This window comes from Nitrospirillum amazonense (assembly GCF_029594735.1).
Taxonomy (GTDB): domain Bacteria; phylum Pseudomonadota; class Alphaproteobacteria; order Azospirillales; family Azospirillaceae; genus Nitrospirillum; species Nitrospirillum amazonense.
Genome location: NZ_JARPAF010000001.1, coordinates 904,962 through 931,149 on the forward strand (window position 1 = coordinate 904,962; position 26,188 = coordinate 931,149).

5 protein-coding genes are annotated in these 26,188 nt (G+C 69.9%); all 5 read left to right on the forward strand.

Translation table 11 applies throughout. From position 1 onward, the window contains the following. A partial coding sequence (locus P5F91_RS03690; protein ID WP_277906542.1) for a site-specific integrase occupies window positions 1-806 on the forward strand: 806 nt, incomplete at its 5' end. 998 nt (window positions 807-1,804) lie between these two features. Then, a complete protein-coding gene (locus P5F91_RS03695; RefSeq protein ID WP_277906543.1) occupies window positions 1,805-3,403 on the forward strand; it encodes a peptidase domain-containing ABC transporter in 1,599 nt (532 codons plus the stop codon). Next, window positions 3,400-5,592, forward strand: a complete 2,193-nt coding sequence (locus P5F91_RS03700; RefSeq protein WP_186455027.1) for a peptidase domain-containing ABC transporter — start codon at window positions 3,400-3,402, stop codon at window positions 5,590-5,592. Before P5F91_RS03695 ends, P5F91_RS03700 begins: the two co-directional genes overlap by 4 nt. Then, window positions 5,592-6,917 carry an HlyD family type I secretion periplasmic adaptor subunit gene (locus tag P5F91_RS03705; protein ID WP_277906544.1) on the forward strand — a complete coding sequence of 442 codons (1,326 nt, stop codon included), beginning with the start codon at window positions 5,592-5,594 and terminating at the stop codon, window positions 6,915-6,917. Before P5F91_RS03700 ends, P5F91_RS03705 begins: the two co-directional genes overlap by 1 nt. A 140-nt stretch (window positions 6,918-7,057) precedes the next feature. Then, entirely contained in the window at window positions 7,058-26,155 is a 19,098-nt protein-coding gene (locus P5F91_RS03710) for an Ig-like domain-containing protein (RefSeq protein WP_277906545.1), read from the forward strand. Window positions 26,156-26,188 lie beyond the last annotated feature (33 nt).

Below are 26,188 nucleotides of genomic sequence, written 5' to 3' on the forward strand. Positions count from 1 at the left end.
TGCGACGGCTCAGCGCCCTCTCCCCTCAGGATATCGCCAGCTACCGCGATCGTATGCTGGCCTGCGACTACGCCCCCGCCACCATGGTGCGGCGGATCAACCTGATCGCCACGGCCATCGCCCATGGCCGGCGCGAGTGGGGCATACACCTGCCAGCCAATCCCGCCGAAGCCAAGCTGACCGCCCGCCCCAAGGGCGCTGACCGCAAGCGCGAGCGGCGCCTGCAGCCCGCTAGGGTCGAGGTGACGCGTCAGCGCCATCCGGATACCGGTGCCGAGGCTGAACTATGCCACCACATCCCCGCCGAAGAGGAACGCCTGATGACAGGGCTGGCCGCCAGCAAGCACGGAGCCTGGCTGGTGCCCATGGCCAAGTTGGCGCTGGAAACGGCCGCGCGACAGAGGGAGATCTGTGCACTGGACTGGAGCGACGTGGATCTGGCGAAACGCGTCATGACCATCCGCGGCCTGTCAGGCGACGGCTCAAAGAACGGTGAAATCCGCAAGGTGCCGCTGTCCACCGCAGCGGTGGACGCCCTCCGCTCCTTCCCCTCTTACGGAAACAAGAATGGGCCTGTGGTAGGAGAGGACCAGAGGTTGCTGAAAGTGACCTTTGGCCGCGTAGTCGACCGCGCCGGCATCGCGGACCTGACCTTCCACGACCTGCGGCACGAGGCCACCAGCCGGCTGGCCAAGATCTACACCACCCCGCTGGAGCTGATGCGCATCACTGGCCACAAGACGCTGTCCATGCTGGCCAGATACTACCACGCGGACGCCGAGGAACTGGCGCAGCGGCTCGCTTGAGGCAAGCGCGCATGGCAGCGTGGTGCCGCCTGGGAGGCAGTGAACCGGCGTTCGACGGCCGTGAACGGCTGTTCAAGGGATGTGAAACACCGTTCATCATCAGAATCGTCGGGATCACGCCCCGGCACATGGTGTAGGGACGCATCCGCCGGGTCGGGCCAAGCAAGTCGTGAAAGAACCTTTGCTTCCCGGCCGGCACTGGCGGCGGCGACCCGCCGCTGGCACTTTGTCTCCGCGCTGTATCGGACGGGCTTCGGCAGGCTGGCCTTGGCCATGCTGACTCCGGTCCGCTCATGGACGCGGTCGACCTGGAACGAACCGCAAATCCTCTGCTTCTTATCAAAAGGAAAGTCCCAGCCACGGTCGCATTAACAGAATGTGAACACGAGGGAAGTATTAACTCCTAAGTATAGCCTATCCTGTAGCATTAATTTTGCGACCAAACAGACCGCAGGCCCATTTTTCGACCACTCCACTTTTCTCATTTCAATCACTTCTGCTCATACCTGCGTAATCACGGCCAGTCGAGACAAGTCGATTTCGAGAATTGGCAAAAAAATCGTGATCATTCGAAACGGCCACATTGTGGTATACTTACGTAGCCACCCCATAAATCTTCTTTCCGAAACAATGCTATAGGGGGCAGGCGGCGCCCCAGGCCGGGGGCCGTCCCATATCCACTCCTGTGCAGCTTGCCGGCAGTCTCGGCCCATGGAGTGCGGCGTTTTAACGCGCAACACCGACGTCTGGATTGTGGCGCCGGGTACAATCACGCGGACACAACTTTTAATTTTGCAGCTACATCACCTTTTGAATAGGGTCAAGTATTTGCCGATATCCGGCAAATACCAATACAATCCAAAAAATGGCATTTAACACTTTTTTAAGTTACACATAATCAGGATGCGCCATCGAATCAAATGGTGAAAACCATGAGCAGAACCGCATCAGTATCCATGAATTTTGGCGGCGTTAAGATTCCACATAACGCCTATATAATGACATCAAGCATCACGATTAATATCCTGTCCTTGGCGATGCCGATTGCCTTGCTACAGGTATATGATCGTATTTTGCCGAACCATACCATTGATACGATGTTCATGTTGGCGGGCGGAATTGTTACCGCGTTGCTGATGGAGCTGTTCCTACGAATTGCACGGCAGCGGATTTTCAGTACGCGTAGTGCCCAGTATGAAATATCCGAAAGTCGCCGCGCCATTTTTCATCTGCTGGACAGCGATATACAGGCGTTTCAGACGCACACCTCCGGCGCGCACATGGAAAGGTTGAATTCCATCGCGTCTTTACGGGATTTCGCGTCAGGCCAGATCATGGTCAGCCTGTACGACATTCCCTTCGTCGTCATCTACCTGGGCATCATCCTATACATCGGCGGCATCCTGACCCTGGTGCCGCTGGTCAGCATACTGGCCATCGTGCTGCTGGCCCTGCCGGCCATCCGCATGGCGCGCACCTCGCTGCTGCGCGTGGCGGAGGCGGAGGACAAGCGCCTCAGCTTCATCATCAGCCTGTTGAGCGGCATCCAGTCGGTGAAGGCCATGGCGCTGGAGCATCCGCTGCTGCGCCGATACGAGAAGCTGCAGGAGCGTCGCCTGGGCGAGAACCGCAGCGCCGAGCTGTCGGCCCAGCACCTGGGTGAGATCGGGCAATGCGTGGTGCAGGTCGCGGGCCTGCTGACCGTGGGCTTCGGCAGCCTGCTGGTGCTGCGCGGCCAGCTCAGCGTCGGCGGCCTGTCGGCCTGCGTGCTGCTGGTCGGCCGCGCCCTGTCGCCCATGCAGAACATCCTGCAGCTGTGGTCGCGCCTGCAGCAGGCCGCCATCGCCCGCGAACAGATGGACGCCCTGTACGCCATGCCGCGCGAACGCCACGCCATGGGCACGGCCGACGCCAACCAGACGCAGCCGCGCATGGTCCTGTCTGGCCTGTCCTTCGGCTTCAAGCCGGAACAGGAGGTGCTGAGCGGAATCGACCTGGAACTGAGCAAGGGCGAGATCATCGCCCTGGTGGGCCCCAACGGCAGCGGCAAGACCACCCTGCTGTCCCTCATGGGCGGCTTCTACCAGCCCAGCCGCGGCCGCATCACCCTGGACGGCCTGGATCTGGACCAGTACGACCCGGAATCGGTGCGCGAGGCCATCGCCTTCCTGCCGCAGCAAGAGATCCTGTTCCGCGGCACCATCACCGAGAACATCACCCTGTTCCGGCCCGAGTATGACGAGCTGGCCCTGGTGGCGGCGGAGCGGGCGGGCATCTCCGACCTCATCCACGCCCTGCCCCACGGCTTCGCCACCTTCGTGGGCGACGGCGCCACCGAGCCCCTGCCCCGGGGCCTAGCCCAGCGCATCGCCGTGGCCCGCGCCCTGATCCACAAGCCGCGCATCATCCTGTTCGACGATGCCAACTCCGCCGTCGACGACGAAGGCGACCGCCACCTGTTCGGCCTGATGAACGAGCTGCGCACCGAATGCGCGCTGGTCCTGGTCAGCCACCGGCCTGCCGTCCTGAAGCTGGCCGACCGCATCTACCGCCTGGCCGACGGCCAATTGGATCGCACCCTGGAGTTCGCATTATGACGCTTCTCCTCGACAGCGGGGCGTCCCAGCGGGACCCCATGCTCCGGCCCCCGGCCCTGCCGGTGCCCGCCGCCACGGTCAGCGTGAACTGGACCGAATTCCTGGACCCGCTGGCGCAGTTGCTGAACCGCCATGGCTGGTCCGGCTCCCGCCGTCAGATCCTGGAGGCGCTGCCGTCCGAGGCGCGGGCCAACCCCATGGCCGACCTACGCGACATCCTGGGCCGCCTGGGCTACGTCAGCGCCCTGCACACCGCCGATGGGTTCTCCCTGGATGATCTGCGCCGCATCGCCGGACCGGCAGACAAGGCCGTGGGCGTCATGCTGCACATTCCCCTGGGTGCGGCCCCCACGCTGGTTGAGGTGCTGGAGAACCGCTTCGTCGTGACGCGGCCGCAGGCCGAGGCCACGCCAGCGACCGCCGGGGGCGACGACGCCCTGCCCGCCGGCACGCTGGTGACCGTGCGCCCCGGCACCCTGCCCCACAGCGGGACGGAACGTCAGGGCTGGCTGCGCAGCCGCATCGGCGAGAGCACGCCGCTGATCTTCGCCAGCATGGCCCTGACCCTGATGGCCAACCTGCTGGCCCTGGCCAACCCGCTGTTCGTGATGACCGTCTATGACAAGGTCATCGCCGCCAACACCCCCTGGCTGCTGGTACCGCTAGGCATCGGCGCCATCGGCGCCTCCCTCTTCGAACTGACCATGCGCCGGCTGCGCAGCCACACCATGGCCCATGCCGGCGCCCGCCTGGGCTATGTCGTCGGCAACGCCGTGTTCGGCCGCCTTCTGAGCCTGCCCAGCGCCCTGACCGAGCGGGTCAGCATTGCCGCCCAGGTGGCCCGCGTGCGCGACATCGACCGGGTGCGCGACCTGCTGACCGGCCCGCTGGCCCAGGCGACGCTGGACCTGCCCTTCATGTTCCTGTTCATCGCCGCCATCTTCGTGCTGGGCGGCTGGCTGGGCCTGGTGCCGCTGGTGGCGGTCGGCGTCTATGGCCTGCTGGCTTTCGTGGCCAACGCCGTCACCCGCTATCGCGTCACCCAGGCCGCCGTGGCCAATTCCCGTCGCCAGGAACTGACGCTGGAGATTATCGAGCGCATGCGGTCCATCCGCACGCTGGGCCTGGTGGACATCTGGCGCGACCGCTACGACACCGTGGCCCGAAACGCGGCGGAAGCCAATCTGCGCTACGGCCAAGCCTCGGCCACCACCAGCACCATCAGCCAGATCCTGGGCACCATGACCGCCCTGGTCACCCTGGTGTTCGGCGTGCATCGCGTGCTGGCCGGCGACCTGACCACCGGCGGCCTGATCGCCAGCATGATGCTGATCTGGCGCATGCTGGGGCCCCTGCAGGCTGCCTTCATGGCCAGCGCCCGGGTGGGTCAGATCCGCTCCTCCATCCGCCAGATCGAGACCCTGATGGCCACGCCGCCGGAACGGTCGGAAACGGTGCGACCGGACCGCGTGGCCGAGATCCAGGGCCGCGTCTCCTTTACCCGCGTCACCTTCCGCTATCACCGTGAGCCGGAGCCCATCCTGGCCAACGTCGGTTTCGAGGTGGCGCCGCGCGAGGTGGTGGCCATCGTCGGCCGCTGCGGCGGCGGCAAGTCCACCGTACTGAAGCTGATCAGCGGCCTATACACGGCCCAGGGCGGCTCCGTCCGCATCGATGGCCGCGACATCCGCCAGTTCGACCCCATCCAGCTGCGCCGCTCCATCGCCTTCGTCACGCAGGTGCCGCAGTTCTTCCAGGGCTCTCTGGCCGACAATTTGCGCCTGGCCGCTCCCCTTGCCAGCGACGCCGAGTTGATCGACGCCCTGGACCAGGCCGGGGCGCTGGACACGGTGAAGGGCCTGAAGGACGGGCTGGACACCTGCTTCGACATGCACTCCGCCCCCCTGCCCACCGGCGTGCTGGCCCGCCTGTCGCTGGCCCGCGCCTACCTGCGCAACACCCCGCTGGTCCTGCTGGACGAGCCCATCAGCGGCTTCGACTTCGAGGGCGAGTTCGCCTTCATGTCGGCCATCGAGATGCTGCGCCAGCGGTCCACCGTCTTCTTCGCCACCCACCGCCGAGGCCACCTCGGCATCGCCGACAAGGTCCTGATCCTGGAGAACGGGACCACCCGTTACTTCGGGACCGCCGAAAAGGTTCGCGACCGTATTCCGAGAGGCATGATCTGATGCGCGCCGTAGCCCTGCCCAACTGGTTCCGCCTGCCTGAGTTCGCCTCCGACGAACTGGTCACCGACCCCGGCATCTCGCCCCTGACGCGCAGCACCATCCTGGTGGCCGGCCTCTGCCTGACGGCCGCCATCGCCTGGGCGGTGCTGACCCCGGTGCACGAGGTCGCCACGTCGTTCGGTGAGATCGTCCCCTCCCGCTCGGTCCAGGTGGCCCAGCACCTGGAGGGCGGCACCGTCGCCGAGATCCTGGTGAAACAGGGCCAGCTGGTGGAGGCCGGCCAGCCCCTGGTGCGGTTCGAGGGGGCCACCACCCGCTCCAGCCGCGATCAGTACACCGCCCGGCGCATCGCCCTGCAGGCGCAGATGGAACGGCTGCAGGCCTTCGCCGAGGACCGGCCGGCCGACTTCGCGCCTTATGCCAGCCAGCCCGACGTGGTGGACAACAACCGCCAGCTGCTGGCCGCCCAGATCGAAGCCAAGAGGAACCAGCGCGCCGTGCTGGCGAACCAGGGCCAGCAGGCGGCCGCCTTGCTGACCGCCAGCAAGCTGCAGCTGGCCTCGGTCATGACCGACCTGGACATCGCCGAGCATAAGGTTCAACTGCGTAAGGATCTGGTGGAAAAGGGGCTGAACTCCAAGCTGAACCTGCTGGAGGCGCAGCGCGACCTGGCCAGCGCCCAGTCGGAGAAAGCCCGCCTTGAGGGAGTCATCGCCAGCACCCAGCACAGCCTGGGTGAGAACAGGTCCCGCCTGTCGGAGTTGGACGGCCGCCTGCGGCAAGAGGCCCTGGACAAGCTGGAGACCACCGGCGCCCAGCTGGCGGAACTGAACAAGCTGATCGAGGGGCAGGAGGACCGGGTGGACCACCTGGTCACCGTGGCGCCCGTGCGCGGTATCGTCATGGAACTGCCGGTCAAGACCATCGGCGGCGTGGTCGCCCCCGGCGGGATCGTCGCCCGCCTGGTACCCGTGGATGACGAGCTGATGGCCGAGGTGCGCGTCTCCACCCGCGACATCGGTTTCGTCCGTCCCGGCCAGCCGGTGAAGGTGAAGGTACAGGCCTTCGACTACGCCCGCTACGGCCGCATCGACGGCACGCTGGACACCGTTTCGCCCACCACCTTCATGGACGAGCAGAAGAACCCCTACTACCTGGCCCGGGTGAAGCTGGCTGCCTCCTACGTCGGACATGACAGGGAACGCTACCAGGTGGTGCCCGGCATGACGGTTCAGGCCGACATCACCACGGGCGAGAAGACGGTATTCCAATACCTGCTGAAACCCATCTACACGACAGTGGACAGCGCCTTCCATGAGCGCTGAGCCCGCCGCCTGACAGCGGATCCGGGAGCGGCCTCGACACCGCCGCCCCCGCGACCGCCCCGCTTTCTCCGCCTCAACGACCGCGAGCGGGTGCCCGGCACCCGTCTCATTCCGGCCCCCCTTATGACGGGAACACCGCCATGGCTCAGCAGAGCGACAAGTCGTCGTCGAACGCCAAGACCCAAGCCCTTCGCGACCAAGCCGCCACGCAGCAGAACAGCCGGCCATTGAAGGCGCTGGAACGGCCGGGCGCCGACACGGCGCGGGACCCACGCTCTGAAAGCGGTTACCTCAGTTCCGTCCATAACGGCAGCCAGCTGGAAGGCGGCGCCAGCACCGTCCAGGCGCCGGCCACCGGCGCCTACGCCAACAACGTCACGGAGACGGCGGCCCTGTCCAGCACGGCGCCGTCGCTGCAAGAGAACACCACCGACCTGATCTCCAGCGGCGGCACCAGCAGCGGTGGCGGCACGTCCTTCCTCGGCGGCGGCGATACCCGCGGCGACCCGGTGGGCAGCGGCGGCACGGCGCCGGCCCTGACCTCCTCCACGGCAGCCCCGGCCCAGGCCCGCGCCACCGTCCTGCCCTCGACTGCCACCCCGGTCCACGCCGAATCCGCCCCCGCCGTGGCCGCCCCGTCCAGCCAGACCAATACCCAGCAGACCGCGCTGGACAGCACCAACACGAACACCAGCACCACGGCGACCAACACGGGCACGAATACCGGTGTCGGCACCGGGACTGGCACGGCGACCACGACCACCCCGTCCACGGGCGGCACGTCCCCTGGAACGTCGTCGGGCTCGTCCTCCACCGGCGGCACCGCCTCATCCGGCACCGACGCCGGCACAACCAGCGGGGGCACGACCACCGGCGGCACCAGCACCGGCGGCACGGATCATACCGGCACCGCCAGCGACGCCTCGACTGGCAACACCACCACACCGTCCACCGGCACGAACACGGGCACGGGCACCCAGGCCGGAACCGGCAGTACCGGAACCGGCGGCACCCAAGCTGGCGGCGGCAACACGGGCACCGGCTCGACAGACCCCACCACCGGCAGCGGTGGCACGGGCACCACCCCCACCGATCCCTCAACCGGGACTGGATCGGGCGGCACCGACCACAGCACTGATCCGACCACAGGCACGGGCTCCAGCGGTGTCGAGGCTGGCGGCGGCAACACCGGCTCCGGCTCGACCAACCCCACCACTGGCAGCGGCAACGGAACCTCCCCCACCGATCCCTCAACCGGGACCGGAACCGGCGGCACCGACCACGGCGCCGATCCGACCACCGGCACGGGTTCCGGCGGCGTTGAGGCCGGCGGTGGCAACACGGGCACCGGCTCAACCGACCCCACCACCGGTGGCGGTGGCACGGGCGCCACGCCCACCGATCCCTCCACCGGGACCGGTTCTGGTGGCACCGATCACGGCACCGACCCGACCACAGGCACCGGCTCCGGCGGCACCCAGGCTGGCGGTGGCAACACCGGCACCGGCTCGACCAACCCCACCACCGGCAGCGGTGGCACGGGAACCTCGCCCACCGATCCCTCAACCGGAACCGGCACGGGCGGCGCCGACCACGGCACTGACCCGACCACCGGCACAGGCTCCGGCGGCACCCAGGCTGGCGGTGGCAACACCGGCACCGGCTCGACCAACCCCACCACCGGCAGCGGTGGCACGGGAACCTCGCCCACCGGTCCCTCAACCGGAACCGGCACGGGCGGCGCCGACCACGGCACTGACCCGACCACCGGCACAGGCTCTGGCGGCACCCAGGCTGGCGGTGGCAACACCGGCACCGGAACGACCAACCCCACCACCGGCAGCGGTGGCACGGGAACCTCGCCCACCGATCCCTCAACCGGGACCGGCTCGGGCGGCGCCGACCACGGCACTGACCCGACCACCGGCACGGGCTCCGGTGGCACCCAGGCTGGCGGCGGCAACACCGGTACCGGCTCGACCAACCCCACCACCGGCAGCGGTGGCACGGGAACCTCGCCCACCGATCCCTCGACCGGGACCGGAACCGGCGGCACCGACCACGGCACCGATCCAACCACCGGCACGGGCTCCGGCGGTGTCGAGGCTGGCGGCGGCAACACCGGTACCGGCTCAACCGACCCCACCACCGGCAGCGGTGGCACCGGCACCACGCCCACAGATCCCTCAACCGGGACTGGCGCCACCGACCACGGTACTGACCCGACCACCGGCACAGGTTCCGGCGGTGTCGAGGCCGGCGGTGGCAACACCGGCTCCGGTTCGACCAGCCCCACCACCGGCGGCGGCACGGGCACCACCCCCACCGATCCGTCCACCGGAACCGGAACCGGCGGCACCGACCACGGCACTGATCCGACCACCGGCATAGGCTCCGGCGGCGTCGAGGTTGGCGGTGGCAACACCGGCACCGGCTCGACCAGCCCCACCACCGGCGGCGGTGGCACCGGCACCACGCCCACCGATCCCTCAACCGGGACCGGAACCGGCGGCACCGACCACGGCACTGGCCCGACCACCGGCATAGGTTCCGGCAGGGTCGAGGCCGGCGGCGGCAACACCGGCTCCGGCACGACAGACCCCACCACCGGCAGCGGTGGCACGGGCGCCACGCCCACCGATCCGTCAACCGGGACCGGAACCGGCGGCACCGGCCACGGCACTGACCCGACCACCAGCACAGGCTCCGGCGGGGTCGAGGCCGGCGGTGGCAACACCGGCACCGGTACGACAGACCCCACCACCGGCAGCGGCGGCACGGACACCTCCCCCACCGATCCCTCGACCGGAACCGGCGGCACCGACCACGGCACTGACCCGACCACCGGCACGGGCTCCGGCGGGGTCGAGGCGGGCGGTGGCAACACCGGCTCCGGCGCGACTGACCCCACCACCGGCAGCGGTGGCACCGGCACCACGCCCACAGATCCCTCAACCGGGACTGGCGGCACCGGCCACGGCACTGACCCGACCACCGGCACGGGCTCCGGCGGGGTCGAGGCCGGCGGCGGCAACCCCGGTACCGGCTCAACCGACCCCACCACCGGCAGCGGTGGCACGGGCGCCACGCCCACCGATCCCTCAACCGGGACCGGCGGTACCGACCACGGCACTGATCCGACCACTGGAACGGGCTCCGGCGGCGTCGAGGCTGGCGGTGGCAACACCGGCTCCGGCGCGACCGACCCCACCACCGTCGGCGGTGGCACGGGCTCCGGTTCCACCCCCACCGATCCCTCAACCGGAACCGGCGGCACTGATCCCGGCACCGGCACGGGTTCCGGTGGGACGACCGATCCTGGCACCGGTGGACACACCGATCCAGGTACAGGTGCCTCCATCAGCCTGACGCTGTCACCTGCACTTGGCCTGGAAGATCACTCCATCGGCGTTTCCATCTCCGTCGGCTTGCCCGCCTCAGGTGCTTCCGGAACCGTTAGCGTCACCATCGATGGTGTTCCGGCCGGCGCCACCCTGTCCGCCGGCATTGATAACCATGACGGCACCTGGACGCTGACCGGCGATCAATTGGTGGGCCTGACCCTCACCCCCCCGACTGACTACAGCGGCACCCTGAATTTGGGTGTGACAGCTCATGCCACGCTGGACGGCACGGATATCAGTGCCGCCGGCAGTCTGGCCGTCACCGTCGCCCCCGTGGCCGACGCCCCCACCCTGACGATCCTGCCCGCCGTTGGCCTGGAGGATCAGCCCATCGCCCTGACCATCGCCGCCGGGCTGCATGCCCCGGCGGATGGCGAGACCCTGTCCGTCACCATCGCCGGTGTCCCCGCCGGCGCCACCCTGTCTGCCGGCACTGACAACGGCGACGGCACCTGGACCCTGACCGGCGCCCAGCTCACCGGCCTCACCATCACTCCGCCGGCCGACTACAGCGGCACGCTGAACCTGTCCGTCACCGCCCATGCCGAAGTGGGCGGCACCAGCGCCGACACCACCGGCAGCCTGGCCGTCACCGTCGCCCCGGTGGCCGATGCCCCCACCCTGGCGATCCTGCCCGCCGTGGGCCTGGAGGATCAGCCCATCGCCCTTACCATCGCTGCCGGCTTGCACGCTCCGGCCGATGGCGAGACTTTGTCCGTCACCATCGCCGGTGTCCCCGCCGGCGCCACCCTGTCCGCCGGCACCGACAACGGCGACGGCACCTGGACCCTGACCGGCGCCCAGCTCACCGGCCTCACCATCACTCCGCCGGCCGACTACAGCGGCACCTTGACGCTGTCCGTCACGGCGGAGGCTGCGGTCAATGGCACCACTGCCGACACCACGGGCACCCTGTCCATCACGGTGGCGCCCGTGGCGGATGCGCCGGTGTTGAGCCTGCAGGCGTCGGTGGGGCATGAGGACCAACCCATCGCGTTGAGCATCTCCGCCAGCCTGGTCGATCCGGCACAGGGTGAGACACTGTCGGTGACAGTGGCCGGTGTACCGGCGGGCGCCCACCTGTCGGCGGGCGTGGACAACCACGACGGCACCTGGACACTGAGCGCCGGCCAGCTGACGGGCCTGACCCTGACGCCGCCGGCCGATTACAGCGGCACGCTGACCCTGTCCGTCACAGCCCATGCCGAGGTGGGTGGCACCAGCGCCGATACCACCGGCACCCTGGCGGTGACGGTCGACCCCGACACCGTGCATGTCGGCGTGGGCATCGACGCCCCGGGCCTGACCCTGCTGCCGGCCATCGGCCTGGAAGACCAGCCCATCGCCCTCACCATCGCCACCAACCTGCCCAACCCGCTGGCGGGGGAGACGTTGAGCGTCACCATCAGCGGCCTGCCGGCCGGCGCCACCCTGTCCGCCGGCACCGACAACGGTGACGGCACCTGGACCCTGACGGCCGTGCAGCTCACGGGCCTGACCATCACCCCACCCGCCGACTACAGCGGCACCCTGACCCTGGGCGTCACCGCGCATGCCGAGCTGGCGGGGGTGGAGGCCACCACCAGCGCCAACCTGGCCGTCACCGTCACCCCCGTGGCCGACGCCCCCACCCTGGCGGTCCTGCCCGCCATCGGGCTGGAGGACCAGCCCATCGCCCTCACCATCGGTGCCGGCCTGGTGGCCCCCGCCGCCGGTGAGACGCTGAGCGTCACCATTGCCGGCGTTCCTGTGGGCGCCATCTTGTCCGCCGGCACCGACAACCACGACGGCACCTGGACACTGACCGGCGTCCAGCTCACCGGCCTGACCCTGACACCACCGGCCGATTTCAATGGCACCCTGGCCCTGAGCGTCACCGCCCATGCCGAGGTGGCGGGGGTGGAGACCACGACCAGCGGCAGCCTGACGGTCACCGTCCTGCCGGTGGCCGACGCCCCCACCCTGGCGGTCCTGCCCGCCATCGGGCTGGAGGACCAGCCCATCGCCCTCACCATCGCCGCCGGCTTGGTGGCGCCAGCCGATGGCGAGACGCTGAGCGTAACCATCGCCGGCGTTCCCGTGGGCGCCACCCTGTCCGCTGGTACCGACAACCACGACGGCACCTGGACCCTGACCGGCGTCCAGCTGACCGGCCTGACCATCACCCCGCCCGCCGATTACAGCGGCACGCTGACCCTGTCCGTCACCGCCCACGCCGAGGTGGGCGGCCTGGAGGCCACCACCAGTGCCAGCCTGGCGGTCACCGTGGCGCCCGTGGATGTCTCCATCGGTGCCGGTGCCAGCATCGAGGCGCCCAGCCTGGTGGTCCTGCCCGCCGTGGGCCTGGAGGACCAGCCCATCGCCCTGACGCTGGCGGCCGGCCTGACCGCCCCGGTGGCCGGGGAGACGCTGCACGTCACCATCAGCGGCCTGCCGGCCGGCGCCACCCTGTCCGCCGGCACCGACAACCATGACGGCACTTGGACACTGACCGCGGCACAGCTGACGGGCCTGACCTTGACGCCGCCCGCCGACTACAACGGCACCCTGGCCCTGAACGTCACCGCCCATGCCGACGTGGGCGGCCTGGAAGCCACCACCAGTGCCAGCCTGGCCGTTACCGTCACGCCCGTGGCCGATATGCCCAGCCTGGCCGTCCTGCCTGCCGTCGGGCTGGAAGATCAGCCCATCGCCCTGAGCATCGCCGCCGGCTTGGCGGCCCCCGCGGCGGGTGAGACCCTGTCCGTCACCATCGCCGGTGTGCCGGTCGGCGCCACCCTGTCCGCCGGTACCGACAACCACGACGGCACCTGGACCCTGACCACCGCCCAGTTGACCGGCCTGACCCTGACGCCGCCGGCCGATTACAACGGCACCGTCACCCTGACCGTCACCGCCCATGCCGAGGTCAACGGCACCAGCGCCGACGCCAGCGGCAGCCTGTCGGTCACCGTCCTGCCGGTGGCCGACGCCCCCAGCCTGGTGACGCTGCCGGCGGTGGGCCTGGAGGACCAGCCCATCGCCCTGACCATCGCCGCCGGGCTGCATACCCCGGCCGATGGCGAGACCCTGTCCATCACCATCGCGGGCGTGCCCGCCGGCGCCACCCTATCCGCCGGCACCGACAACCACGACGGCACCTGGACCTTGACCACCGCCCAGCTGACGGGCCTGACCCTGACGCCGCCGGCGGACTACAACGGGACCGTCACCCTGACCGTGACGGCGCATGCCGACGCCAACGGCACCACCGCCGACACGACGGGCAGTGTGTCGGTCAGCGTGCTGCCGGTGGCCGACGTGCCCAACCTGGTGGTGCTGCCCACCGTGGGGCTGGAGGACCAGCCCATCGCCCTGACCATCGCCGCCGGCCTGGCGTCTCCGGCGGCGGGGGAAACCCTGTCCGTTGTCATCAGCGGCGTGCCCGTGGGCGCCACCCTATCCGCCGGTACGGACAATCATGACGGTACCTGGACCCTGACCGGCGTCCAGCTGACCGGCCTGACCATCACCCCACCCGCCGATTACAGCGGCGCGCTGAACCTGACCGTCACCGCCCACGCCGACGTCAACGGCACGGAGGCCACGGCCAGCGCCACCGTGGCCATCACCGTCCTGCCCGTGGCCGACGTGCCGAACCTCGTGGTCCTGCCGGCGGTGGGCCTGGAAGACCAACCCATCGCCCTCACCATCGGCGCGGGCCTGGCGACGCCGGCGACGGGGGAGACCCTGTCCGTCGTGGTGAGCGGCGTACCTGTGGGCGCCACCCTGTCGGCCGGCACCGACAACCATGACGGCACCTGGACACTGACCGGGGCACAGCTGTCCGGCCTGACACTCACCCCGCCCGCCGATTACAGCGGCACCCTGAACCTGACCGTCACCGCCCATGCCGACGTGAACGGCACCGAGGCAACGGTCAGCGGTGGTCTGGCGGTCACCGTCCTGCCTGTGGCGGATGTCCCTAACGTGGTGGCCCTGCCGGCCGTGGGGCTGGAGGACCAGCCCATCGCCCTGACCATCGCCGCCGGGCTGACGACGCCGGCTGCGGGGGAAACCCTGTCGGTGGTGGTGGGCGGCGTGCCGGTGGGCGCCACCCTGTCCGCCGGCACCGACAACCACGACGGCACCTGGACCCTGACCGGTGTCCAGCTGACCGGCCTGACTATCACCCCGCCCGCCGACTATAGCGGCACCCTGAACCTGACCGTCACCGCCCATGCCGACGTGAACGGGACGGAGGCCACGGCCAATGCCGCCGTCGCCGTCACCGTCCTGCCGGTGGCGGACATCCCCAACCTGGTGGTGTTGCCGGCGGTCGGACTGGAAGACCAGCCCATCGCCCTGAACATTGGCGCCGGCCTCACCACGCCCGCGGCGGGGGAAACCCTGTCGGTGGTGGTCAGCGGCGTGCCCACCGGCGCCGTCCTGTCGGCCGGCACCGACAACCATGATGGCACCTGGACCCTGACCGGTGTCCAGCTCACCGGCCTGACCCTCACCCCACCGGCCGATTATAACGGCACCCTGAACCTGACCGTCACCGCCCATGCCGACGTGAACGGCACCGAGGCAACGGTCAGCGGCAGCCTGTCGGTTACCGTCCTGCCTGTGGCGGATATCCCCAACCTGGTGGCCCTGCCGGCCGTGGGGCTGGAGGACCAGCCCATCGCCCTGAGCATCGGCGCCAGCCTGGCGACCCCCGTGGCGGGCGAAACCCTGTCGGTGGTGGTGGGTGGCGTGCCGGTGGGCGCCAGCCTGTCGGCCGGCACCGACAACCATGATGGAACCTGGACCCTGACAGCCGCGCAGCTGACGGGCCTGACCATTACCCCGCCCGCCGACTACAGCGGCACCCTGAACCTGACCGTCACCGCCCACGCCGACGTCAATGGGACGGAGGCCACGGCCAACGCCGCCATCGCCGTCACCGTGCTGCCCGTCGCCGACGTGCCCAACCTGGTGGCCTTGCCCGTGGTGGGCCTGGAAGACCAGCCCATCGCGCTCAACATCAGTGCCGGCCTGGCCGCGCCGGTGGCGGGCGAAGCCCTGTCGGTGGTGGTCAGCGGCGTGCCCACCGGCGCCGTCCTCTCGGCCGGCACCGATAACCATGACGGCACCTGGACCCTGACCGGCGTGCAGCTGACCGGCCTGACCATCACCCCGCCCGCCGACTACAATGGCACCATCACCCTGGGCGTCACGGCGCATGCCGACGTGAACGGCACCGCGGCCTCGGTGAGCACCGGCCTGACCGTCACCGTCCTGCCGGTGGCTGACATCCCCAACCTGGTGGTCCTGCCGGCCGTCGGCCTGGAAGACCAGCCCATCGCCCTGACCATCGGCGCCAGCCTGGCGACCCCTGCGGCGGGTGAGACGCTGACCGTCACGGTGAGCGGCCTGCCGGCCGGCGCCGTCCTGTCCGCCGGTACCGACAACCACGACGGCACCTGGACCCTGACGGGTGCCCAACTGACGGGCCTAACCCTGACTCCGCCTGCCGACTATCACGGCACCCTGACCCTGGGCGTCACGGCGCATGCCGACGTGAACGGCACGGACGCCGCCATCAGCGCCACTGTCGCCGTCACCGTGTTGCCGGTGGCCGATATCCCCAACCTGGCGGTCCTGCCCGTGGTGGGGCTGGAAGACCATCCCATCGCCCTGACCATCACCGCCGGCCTGGCGGCCCCGGTGTCGGCGGGGGAGACGCTGAGCGTCACCGTCGCCGGCCTGCCCGCCGGTGCCAGCCTGTCCGCCGGCACCGACAATCACGACGGCACCTGGACGCTCACCAGCGCCCAGCTGACCGGTGTCACCCTGACACCACCCGCCGATTACCATGGCAGCCTGAACCTGACCGTCACCGCCCATGCCGACCTGAACGGGACGGACGCCACGGCCAGCGCCAATTTGGCGGTCACGGTGCTGCCCGTGGCCGACATCCCCAACCTGGTGGTGCTGCCCACGGTGGGGCTGGAGGACCAGCCCATCGCCCTGAACATCGCCGCCAGCCTGACGGCGCCGGTGTCGGTGGGTGAAAGCCTGACGGTCACCGTGGCCGGCCTGCCCGCCGGCGCCATCCTGTCGGCCGGCACGGACAACCATGACGGCACCTGGACCCTGACCGGGGTGCAGTTGAGCGGCCTGACCGTCACCCCGCCCGCCGACTACAACGGCACCCTGAACCTGACCGTCACCGCCCACGCCGACGTCAACGGCACGGAGGCGACCGCCAGCGCCAACCTGGCGGTGACCGTGCTGCCTGTCGCGGATATTCCGAACTTGGTGACCTTGCCCGTGGTGGGCCTGGAGGATCAGCCCATCGCCCTGAACATCACCGCCGGATTGGCAAGTCCGGCGGCGGGCGAGACCCTGTCTGTGGTGGTCAGCGGCGTGCCGGCGGGCGCGACCCTGTCCGCCGGCACAGATAACCACGACGGCACCTGGACGTTGACCGGGGCTCAGCTGACTGGGCTGACCCTGACCCCGCCGGCCGACTACAGCGGCACCCTGAACCTGGCCGTGACAGCCCACGCCGACGTCAACGGCACGGAAGCCTCGGCCAATATCGGGCTGGCTGTCACGGTGCTGCCGGTGGCGGATATCCCCAACCTGGTGGCCCTGCCCGTGGTGGGCCTGGAAGACCAGCCCATCGCCCTGACCATTGCCGCCGGCCTGACCGCCCCGGTGGCGGGGGAAACGTTGAGTGTCACCATCAGCGGCCTGCCGGCCGGCGCCACGCTGTCGGCCGGTACCGATAATCATGACGGCACCTGGACCCTGACCACGGCCCAGTTGACCGGCCTGACCCTCACCCCGCCCGCCGATTACCATGGCACGCTGAACCTGTCCGTCACCGCCCACGCCGACGTGAACGGCACCGAGGCGACCGCCAGCGCCACCGTCGCCGTCACCGTCCTGCCCGTGGCAGACATCCCCAACCTGGCGGTCCTGCCCGTGGTGGGTCTGGAAGACCAGCCCGTCGCCCTCACCATCGCCGCCGGCCTGGTGGCCCCAGTGGCGGGGGAAACGCTGAGCGTCACCATTGCCGGCATGCCGGCGGGCGCCACGCTGTCCGCCGGCACAGACAATCATGACGGCACCTGGACCCTGACCACGGCCCAGTTGACCGGCCTGACCCTCACACCGCCCGCCGATTACCACGGCACCCTGAGCCTGGCCGTCACCGCCCACGCCGATGTCAACGGCACGGAAGCGACGGCCAGCGCCACCGTGGCCGTCACCGTCCTGCCCGTGGCCGACGTGCCCAACCTGGTGGTCCTGCCGGTGGTGGGGCTGGAAGACCAGCCCATCGCCCTGACCATCACCGCCGGCATCGCCACACCGGCGGTGGGAGAGACCCTGTCCGTGGTGGTTGGCGGCCTGCCGGCCGGCGCCACGCTGTCGGCCGGCACCGACAACCATGACGGCACCTGGACACTGACCGGGGCACAGCTGACCGGCCTGACCCTGACACCGCCGCACGACTATCACGGCACCCTGAACCTGACCGTCACCGCCCATGCCGACCTGAACGGGACGGAGGCGTCGGTGGGCGCCAGCCTGGCCGTCACCGTCGTGCCCGTGGCCGACGTGCCCAACCTGGCCGTCCTGCCCGTGGTAGGGCTGGAGCATCAGCCCATCGCCCTGAACATCGCCGCCGGCATCGCGGCCCCGGCGCCAGGTGAGACGCTGACCGTCACCGTCAGCGGCGTGCCGGTGGGCGCCACCCTGTCCGCCGGTACCGACAACCACGACGGCACCTGGACCCTGACCGGCGCCCAGCTGTCCGGCATCACCCTGACCCCGCCCGCCGACTATCACGGCACGCTCAGCCTGGGCATCACCGCCCATGCCACCCTGGCCGGTGTCGAGGCCACCACCAACGCCAGCCTGTCGGTGACGGTGCTGCCGGTGGCCGACATTCCCAACCTGGCGGTCCTGCCGGTGGTGGGGCTGGAGGATCACCCCATCGCCCTGACCATCACCGCCGGCATCGCCACGCCGGCGGTAGGGGAAACCCTATCGGTCGTCGTCACCGGCGTGCCCGTGGGCGCCACCCTGTCCGCCGGCACCCATAACGCCGACGGCACCTGGACGCTGACCGGCGCCCAACTGACCGGCCTGACCCTGACCCCACCCGCCGACTACCACGGCACCATCACCCTGGGCGTCACCGCCCATGCCGACCTGGCGGGGGCCCAGGCCTCGGTCAGCGCCAACCTGGCGGTGACGGTGCTGCCGGTGGCCGAGGTGCCCAACCTGGTGGCCCTGCCGGTGGTCGGCCTGGAAGACCAGCCCATCGCCCTCACCATCGCCGCCGGCCTGCCCACCCCGCTGGCGGGGGAAACCCTGTCCGTGGTGGTGGGCGGCCTGCCCGCCGGCGCCACCCTGTCCGCCGGCACGCATAACGGCGACGGCACCTGGACCCTGACCAGCGCCCAGTTGACGGGCCTGACCGTCACTCCGCCGCATGACTACAACGGCACCCTGAACCTGACCGTGACCGCCCACGCCGACCTGAACGGCACGGAAGCGACGGCGAGCGCAAACCTGACCGTCACGGTGCTACCCGTGGCCGACATCCCCACCCTGGCGGTGCTGCCCACGGTGGGGCTGGAGAACCAGCCCATCGCCCTGACCATCGGCGCCGGCTTGGTGGCCCCGGCCCTGGGCGAAACCCTGTCCGTCGTCGTCAGCGGCGTGCCGGTTGGCGCCACCCTGTCCGCCGGTACCCACAACAGCGACGGCACCTGGACCCTGACCGGGGGCCAGCTGACCGGCCTGACCCTCACCCCGCCCGCCGACTACACCGGCAGCCTGACCCTGGGCATCACCGCCCACGCCGACATCAACGGCACGGACGCGGCGATCAGCGCCAACCTGGCCGTCACCGTGCTGCCGGTGGCGACCATACCCACCCTGGTGGTCCTGCCCGTGGCGGGCCTTGAAAGCCAGCCGGTGTCGCTCAACATTTCCGCCGGGTTGGTTAGCCCCGTGGTGGGAGAGACGCTGTCGGTGGTGGTCAGCGGCGTGCCCGCCGGCGCCACCCTGTCGGCCGGCACCAACAACCATGACGGCACCTGGACGGTGACCGGGGCCCAGCTGACCGGCCTGACCCTGACCCCGCCAGCCAACTACCACGGCACCCTGGACCTGACCGTCACCGCCCACGCCGGCCTGAACGGTACGGACGCCGTGGCCAGCGCCCACCTGTCGGTCAATGTGCTGCAGGTGGCGGACATCCCGACCGTGGCCGTCCTGCCGGCCGTCGGGCTGGAAAACCAGCCTGTGGCGCTGAACCTCACCGCCGGCCTTGCCGCCCCGGTGGCGGGCGAGAGCCTGTCCGTGGTCGTCAGCGGCCTGCCCCTGGGCGCCACCCTATCCGCCGGCACCCACAACGCCGACGGCACCTGGACCCTGACCGGGGCCCAGCTGACCGGCCTGACCCTGACCCCGCCGCACGACTACAGCGGCAGCCTGAACCTGACCGTCACGGCCCACGCCGGCCTGAACGGCACGGACGCCACGGCCAGCGCCAACCTGGCCGTCACCGTCCTGCCCGTGGCCGACGTCCCCAACCTGGTGACCCTGCCCGTGGTGGGCCTGGAGAACCAGCCGGTGGCCCTCAATATCACCGCCGGCCTCGCCACCCCAGTGGTGGGAGAGGCCCTGTCGGTGGTGATCAGCGGCGTGCCCGTGGGCGCCACGCTGTCCGCCGGCACGCACAACAGCGACGGCACCTGGACCCTTACGGCCGCCCAACTGACGGGCCTCAGCATCACCCCGCCGCACGACTATCACGGCACCTTGAACCTGACCGTCGCCGCCCATGCCAGCCTGAACGGCACCGACGCGGTGGCCAGCGCCAACGTGGCCGTCAACATCCTGCAGATCGCCGACGTTCCCACCCTGGCGGTGCTGCCGGCCGTGGGGCTGGAGAACCAGCCTGTGGCCCTCAGCCTGACCGCCGGCCTGGCCGCGCCCGTGGCGGGGGAGACGCTGTCCGTGGTCGTCACCGGCGTGCCCGTGGGCGCGACGCTGTCCGCCGGCACCCATAACGCCGATGGCAGCTGGACCCTGACCGGCGCCCAGTTGACCGGCCTGACCCTGACGCCACCGGCCAACTACCACGGCACCCTGGACCTGACCGTCACCGCCCACGCCGGCCTGAACGGCACCGACGCCGCGGCCAGCGCGCACCTGTCGGTCAACGTCCTGCAGGTGGCGGATATCCCGACCCTGGTCACCTTGCCGGCCGTGGGCCTGGAGAACCAGCCGGTGGCCCTCAGCCTGACCGCCGGCCTCGCCACCCCCGTGGTGGGCGAGACGCTGTCCGTGGTCGTCACCGGCGTGCCGGTGGGCGCCACCCTGTCCGCCGGTACCCACAACGCCGACGGCACCTGGACCTTGACCGGCGCCCAACTGACGGGCCTCAGCATCACGCCGCCGGCCAATTATCACGGCACCCTGAACCTGGGCGTCACGGCGCATGCCGGCCTCAACGGCACCGACGCCACAGCCAGCGCCACCGTAGCCGTCACCGTGCTGCAGGTGGCGGACATCCCGACCCTGGTCACCCTGCCGGCCGTGGGCCTGGAGAACCAGCCCGTGGCCCTGAGCCTGACCGCCGGCCTGGCCGCCCCCGTGGTGGGCGAGACGCTATCCGTGGTCGTCACCGGCGTGCCCGTCGGCGCTACCCTGTCGGCCGGCACCCACAACGCCGATGGCAGCTGGACCCTGACCAGCGCCCAACTATCCGGCCTGACCCTGACCCCGCCCGCCAACTACCACGGCACCCTGAACCTGACTGTCACCGCCCATGCCGGCCTGAACGGCACCGACGCCACGGCCAGCGCCAACCTGGCGGTGAATGTCCTGCAGGTGGCCGACATTCCGACCGTGACCGTCCTTCCCGCCCTGGGCCTGGAGAACCACGCCATCGCCCTGACCCTGGGGGCCGGCCTGCTGGCCCCCGTGGTGGGCGAGACGCTGTCCGTGGTCGTCACCGGCGTGCCCGCCGGCGCCACCCTGTCGGCCGGCACCCACAACGCCGATGGCAGCTGGACCCTGACCGGCGCGCAACTGTCCGGCCTGACCCTGACCCCGCCCGCCAACTACCACGGCACCTTGAACCTGGCCGTCACCGCCCACGCCGGTCTGAACGGCACCGACGCAGCGGCCAGCGCCAGCATGGGCGTCACCGTCCTGCCGGTGGCCGATGTGCCCAATCTGAACCTGGGCACGTCGCTGGGCCTGGAGAACCAGCCCATCAGCCTGAACCTGGCCACCAGCCTGCCGGAGGCGATCACGGGCGAGACCCTGGCAGTGACCATCAGCGGCCTGCCCCTGGGCGCCACGCTTAACCACGGCGTCCTGCAACTGGACGGCAGCTACCTGCTGACCCCGGCGCAGCTGGCGGGGCTGACCATCACTCCGCCCGCCAACTACACCGGTACCCTGACCCTGTCGGTCGACGCCCACACTTCAGTCAATGGCACCAGTGCCGATGCCACCGGCAGCCTGTCGGTCACCGTGCTGGCCACGACCCAGGCGCCCACCCTGGCGGTCGCCGCCGCCGTGGGACTGGAGGATCGTCCCGTCGCCCTGACCATCGCCACCTCCCTGGTGGCGTCGGTGGCGGGTGAGACGCTGTCCGTCACCCTGACCGGCGTGCCGGCGGGCGCCACCCTTTCCGCCGGCATCCACAACGCCGATGGCAGCTGGACCCTGACCGGCGCCCAGCTGTCCGGCCTGACCTTGACCCCGCCAACCAACTACAGCGGCACGCTCAGCCTGGGCGTCACCGCTCACGCGGCCCTGGGCTCGGTGGAGAGCACCACCAGCGCCGTCCTGCCGGTGACAGTCACAGCCGTGGCCGACACGCCCCACCTGGCCGTCCTGCCCGCCAACGGACTGGAGGACCGCGCCGTCCCGCTGACCATCATGGGTAGCCTGACCGACACCGACGGGTCAGAGGTCATGAGCATCGTCGTCAGCGGCCTGCCGCTGGGCGCCACGCTGAACCACGGCATACTGCAACTGGACGGCAGCTACCTCCTCACCCCGGCCCAGCTGTCCGGCCTGACGGTGACGCCGCCTACCAACTACAGCGGCACCTTCAACCTCACGGTCACGGCGCACGGGACCGAGACCAGCAACCTGAACGACGCCGCCACCAGCCTGATCCTGCCGGTGACGGTGGCCGGCGTGGCCGATACACCCACCCTGGTAATGACCCCGGCCCTGGGCGTAGCCAACGCCACCATTCCCCTGGTAGTGGCCCCGGTCCTGGGCGACACCGACGGGTCGGAGCAGCTGTCGGTCACCGTATCGGGCGTCCCGGCCGGCGGCACGCTGAACCACGGCCAATTAACGGCCGTCCTAGCCAACGGCACAACGGTATGGTCGCTGTCACCCAGCGACCTGTCTGGTCTGACGCTGACTCCGCCGCACAACTACAGCGGCATGCTGAACCTGACCGTCAACGCCATCGCCACGGAGACCGGTAGCGGCAGCACGGCCAGCGTCAGCGGCACCCTGGGCGTCACCGTTCTTGGGTCCTTGGGCGTGCCCAACCTGCTGCACAGCGACGTCTCGGTCAGCTTGGGTGCGGCCGTGGGGGTGCAGGGGACGGCCACGGCGCTGGACCTCACCACGGGGCTGTCCGCCGCCGCGTCGGTGAGCGACCTCAACTCCGTCGTTGTCAGCGGCCTGCCCGCCGGCGCCTCACTGAATCACGGCATCCTGCAGCTGGACGGCAGTTATCTGCTGACGCCTTCTCAGCTGACGGGGCTGACCATCACCACGCCCTCCAGCTACAGCGGCAGTTTCAACCTCAACGTCTCCTACGGTGTCGGCGTCGGCGCACAGGCGGAAACGGTGGGCGGCACCCTGGGCGTGCAGGTCGCGGCCGTGGCCAATGTCGGCTCGGTCGTCACCTCGGCCGTCAGTGGGCTGTACCACACCGCGCTGGGCCTCAACGTCGTGGGCTCGCTGCTGGACACGGTGGGGACGCAGCAGCAGTCCTACATCATCGGCGGCGTTCCCAACGGCGCCCACCTGTCCGCCGGCATCAACAACGGCGACGGCACCTGGACGGTGCTGCCCAGCCAGATCACCGGTCTGACCGTCACCCCGCCCATCAGCTACAGCGGCACCATGAACCTGACGGTGACGGAAGTGGCGCGCGACGCGAACGGTTCCGTCGCCGTCTCCGCCACCCAGCCGCTGGCGGTCACGGTGGCCTCTGAAGTGGTGGGGGCGCTGACCGGCCTGCTGCTGACCCCCGTACACGGGTTGGAGGACACGGCCATCACCCTGGGCACCAGCCTGGTCAGCCTGAACCTGCTGGGGGCGGCCAGCGTCACCATCGCTGGCGTACCTGCCGGCGCCACCCTGTCGGGCGGCACGAAGAACAGCGACGGTACCTGGACGGTGGCCAGCGGCCTGCTGAGCACCTTGAAGATCACCCCGCCCACCAATGATGCCAGCGACTTCCAGCTGGGCCTTTCGGTCAAGGTGCTGGGCATCACCACCCAGATCGGCCTGCTGAACGTGCGGGTCGACGCCGTGGCCGACGCCCCCACCCTCACCGTTACCGGCTCCGCCAGCGTGACGGAGAACCATAGCATCCCGCTGACCATTACCGGGGCGCTGACGGACACCGACGGGTCGGAAACCCTGTCCTATGCCATCAAGGGCTTGCCGGCCGGCGCCACCCTCAGCGCAGGTCACTATAACGCCCTGACCGGCGACTGGGACCTGAAGGCGTCGGAAGTGGCCAACCTGACCCTCACCCCGCCCACCAACTACAGCGGCACGCTGAACCTGCAGGTGGTGGCCATCTCCTCGGAGTTGGAGGGCAACTACACCAGCACGTCGAAGAGCCTGTCGGTGACCGTCACCCCGGTTACGCAGCAGCCCATACTGACCATCACGCCGTCGACGGGAGCGGAGCATACGCCGATCGCCCTGCATGTCGGCGCGGCCCTGGGCGATACCGACGGGTCGGAACACTTCACCACCATCCTGGTATCGGGCCTGCCCGCCGGCGCCACCCTGAACCATGGCACCAGCCTGGGCGGCGGGGTCTATTCCCTGACCACTGCTGACCTCACCGGCCTGACGGTGACGCCGCCCACCGGCTACAGCGGCACGCTGAACCTGACGGTCAGCGCCACGGCGCAGGACGGCACGGCGGCCACGGCTACCACCACCGGCACCCTGGCCCTGACGGTCACGGCGGTGGCCGACGCCCCCACCCTGACCCTGCCCACCACGCCGGTGGCGGTGACGGCCGGGGCGGCCACGGCCCTGAACATCGCCGGGGCGTTGGTCGACACCGACGGGTCGGAGCGCCTGTCCGTCACCATCGGCAACGTGCCCACGGGTGCGGTGCTGTCGGCGGGCCTGAACAACGGCGATGGCACTTGGATCCTGACGGCGGCACAGCTGGCCGGCCTGAAGGTCACCCTGCCCAGCACCGTGACCAGTGACGTGAACCTGACGGTCACGGCCCACGCGCTGGAAACCAGCACGGGCAGCGCGGCGGACACCACCAGCACCGTCACCCTGCATGTGACCCCGGCCGCCGCCGGCGTCCATCTGGCGGCCCTGGATACGGCGACGACGGAGGATACGGCGGTGGCCCTGACCCTGGGCGTATCGACCGACAACCTGGACGCCAACGGCCATGTGTCGGTGACGGTCACCGGCCTGGCCAGCGACGCCGTGCTGAACCACGGCACCCACAACGCCGACGGCAGCTGGACGCTGACCACCGACGACCTGGCGGGCCTGACCCTGACCCCGGGTCACAATGACGCCAGCGCCATCACGGCGCACGTCGCGGCCACCGCCACCACCGGGGCCGGCGTCATCTCCACCACCAGCGGCGACGTCCACATCGCCGTCATGGCGGTGGCCGACGCCCCTACCCTGCAGACGACGGACACCAGCGGCAGCAACAACGGCCCCATCGCCCTGAACATCCAGTCTGCCCTGGTGGATACGGACGGGTCGGAAAACCTGCATGTCACCGTGGGCGGCCTGCCCGTGGGCGCCATGCTGACGGCGGGGACGGACAACCATGACGGCACCTGGACGCTGCAGTCGTCCGACCTGGCGCATGTGTCGCTGGTGCCCTCGGGCACCGAGACGGGCACGCTGGCCCTGACCGTGACGGCCACGGCGCAGGAGGCCAACGGCAACACGGCCAGCACCACCAGCCTGCTGCACGTGGCGGTGGCTGATAGCCATAACCTGGCGACCGACGGGCTGCTCGCCTCCGGCCTCAGCCTGTCGGCGGTCAGCGGCCAGACGGTCTCGCACGCCATCGTGTCACTGGACCCGCTGGCCTTCCACACGGGCGACAGCCTGTCGCTGGCCGGCCTGCAACTGGACACGACGGCGGACGGCCGCACCATGATCGCCAGTACCAATATCGAGGTGGTTGGCGGCGGCTTCGACAGCGTGCACCATAGCCTGACGCTCGCCGGCGACGCCGATGCCAGCACCTACCAGTCCGTCCTTCAGGCCTTGAACCTGAACGCCGGCGCCGACAACGGCACGCGGGCCATCAGCATCGACCTGTACGACCAGGGCGGCGCGCACATGGCGTTGGGTCACTTCGACCTCAGCCACACGGTGGGCACGGTGGGAGACACGTTGACGGCACTCAGTACAACCTTGAGCACGGGCCTGGACACCACCTTTGACAGCTCTACCTCGTCTTCGGGGCTGGACAGCGCCGTGGCCGATCCCTTCAGCGGGTCATCGACGGTGGACACCACCGTCCACCACGACACGACCATCCACACCGGGTTCTGACCACATCGGACTGAGAGATGCCAGAAACACCAC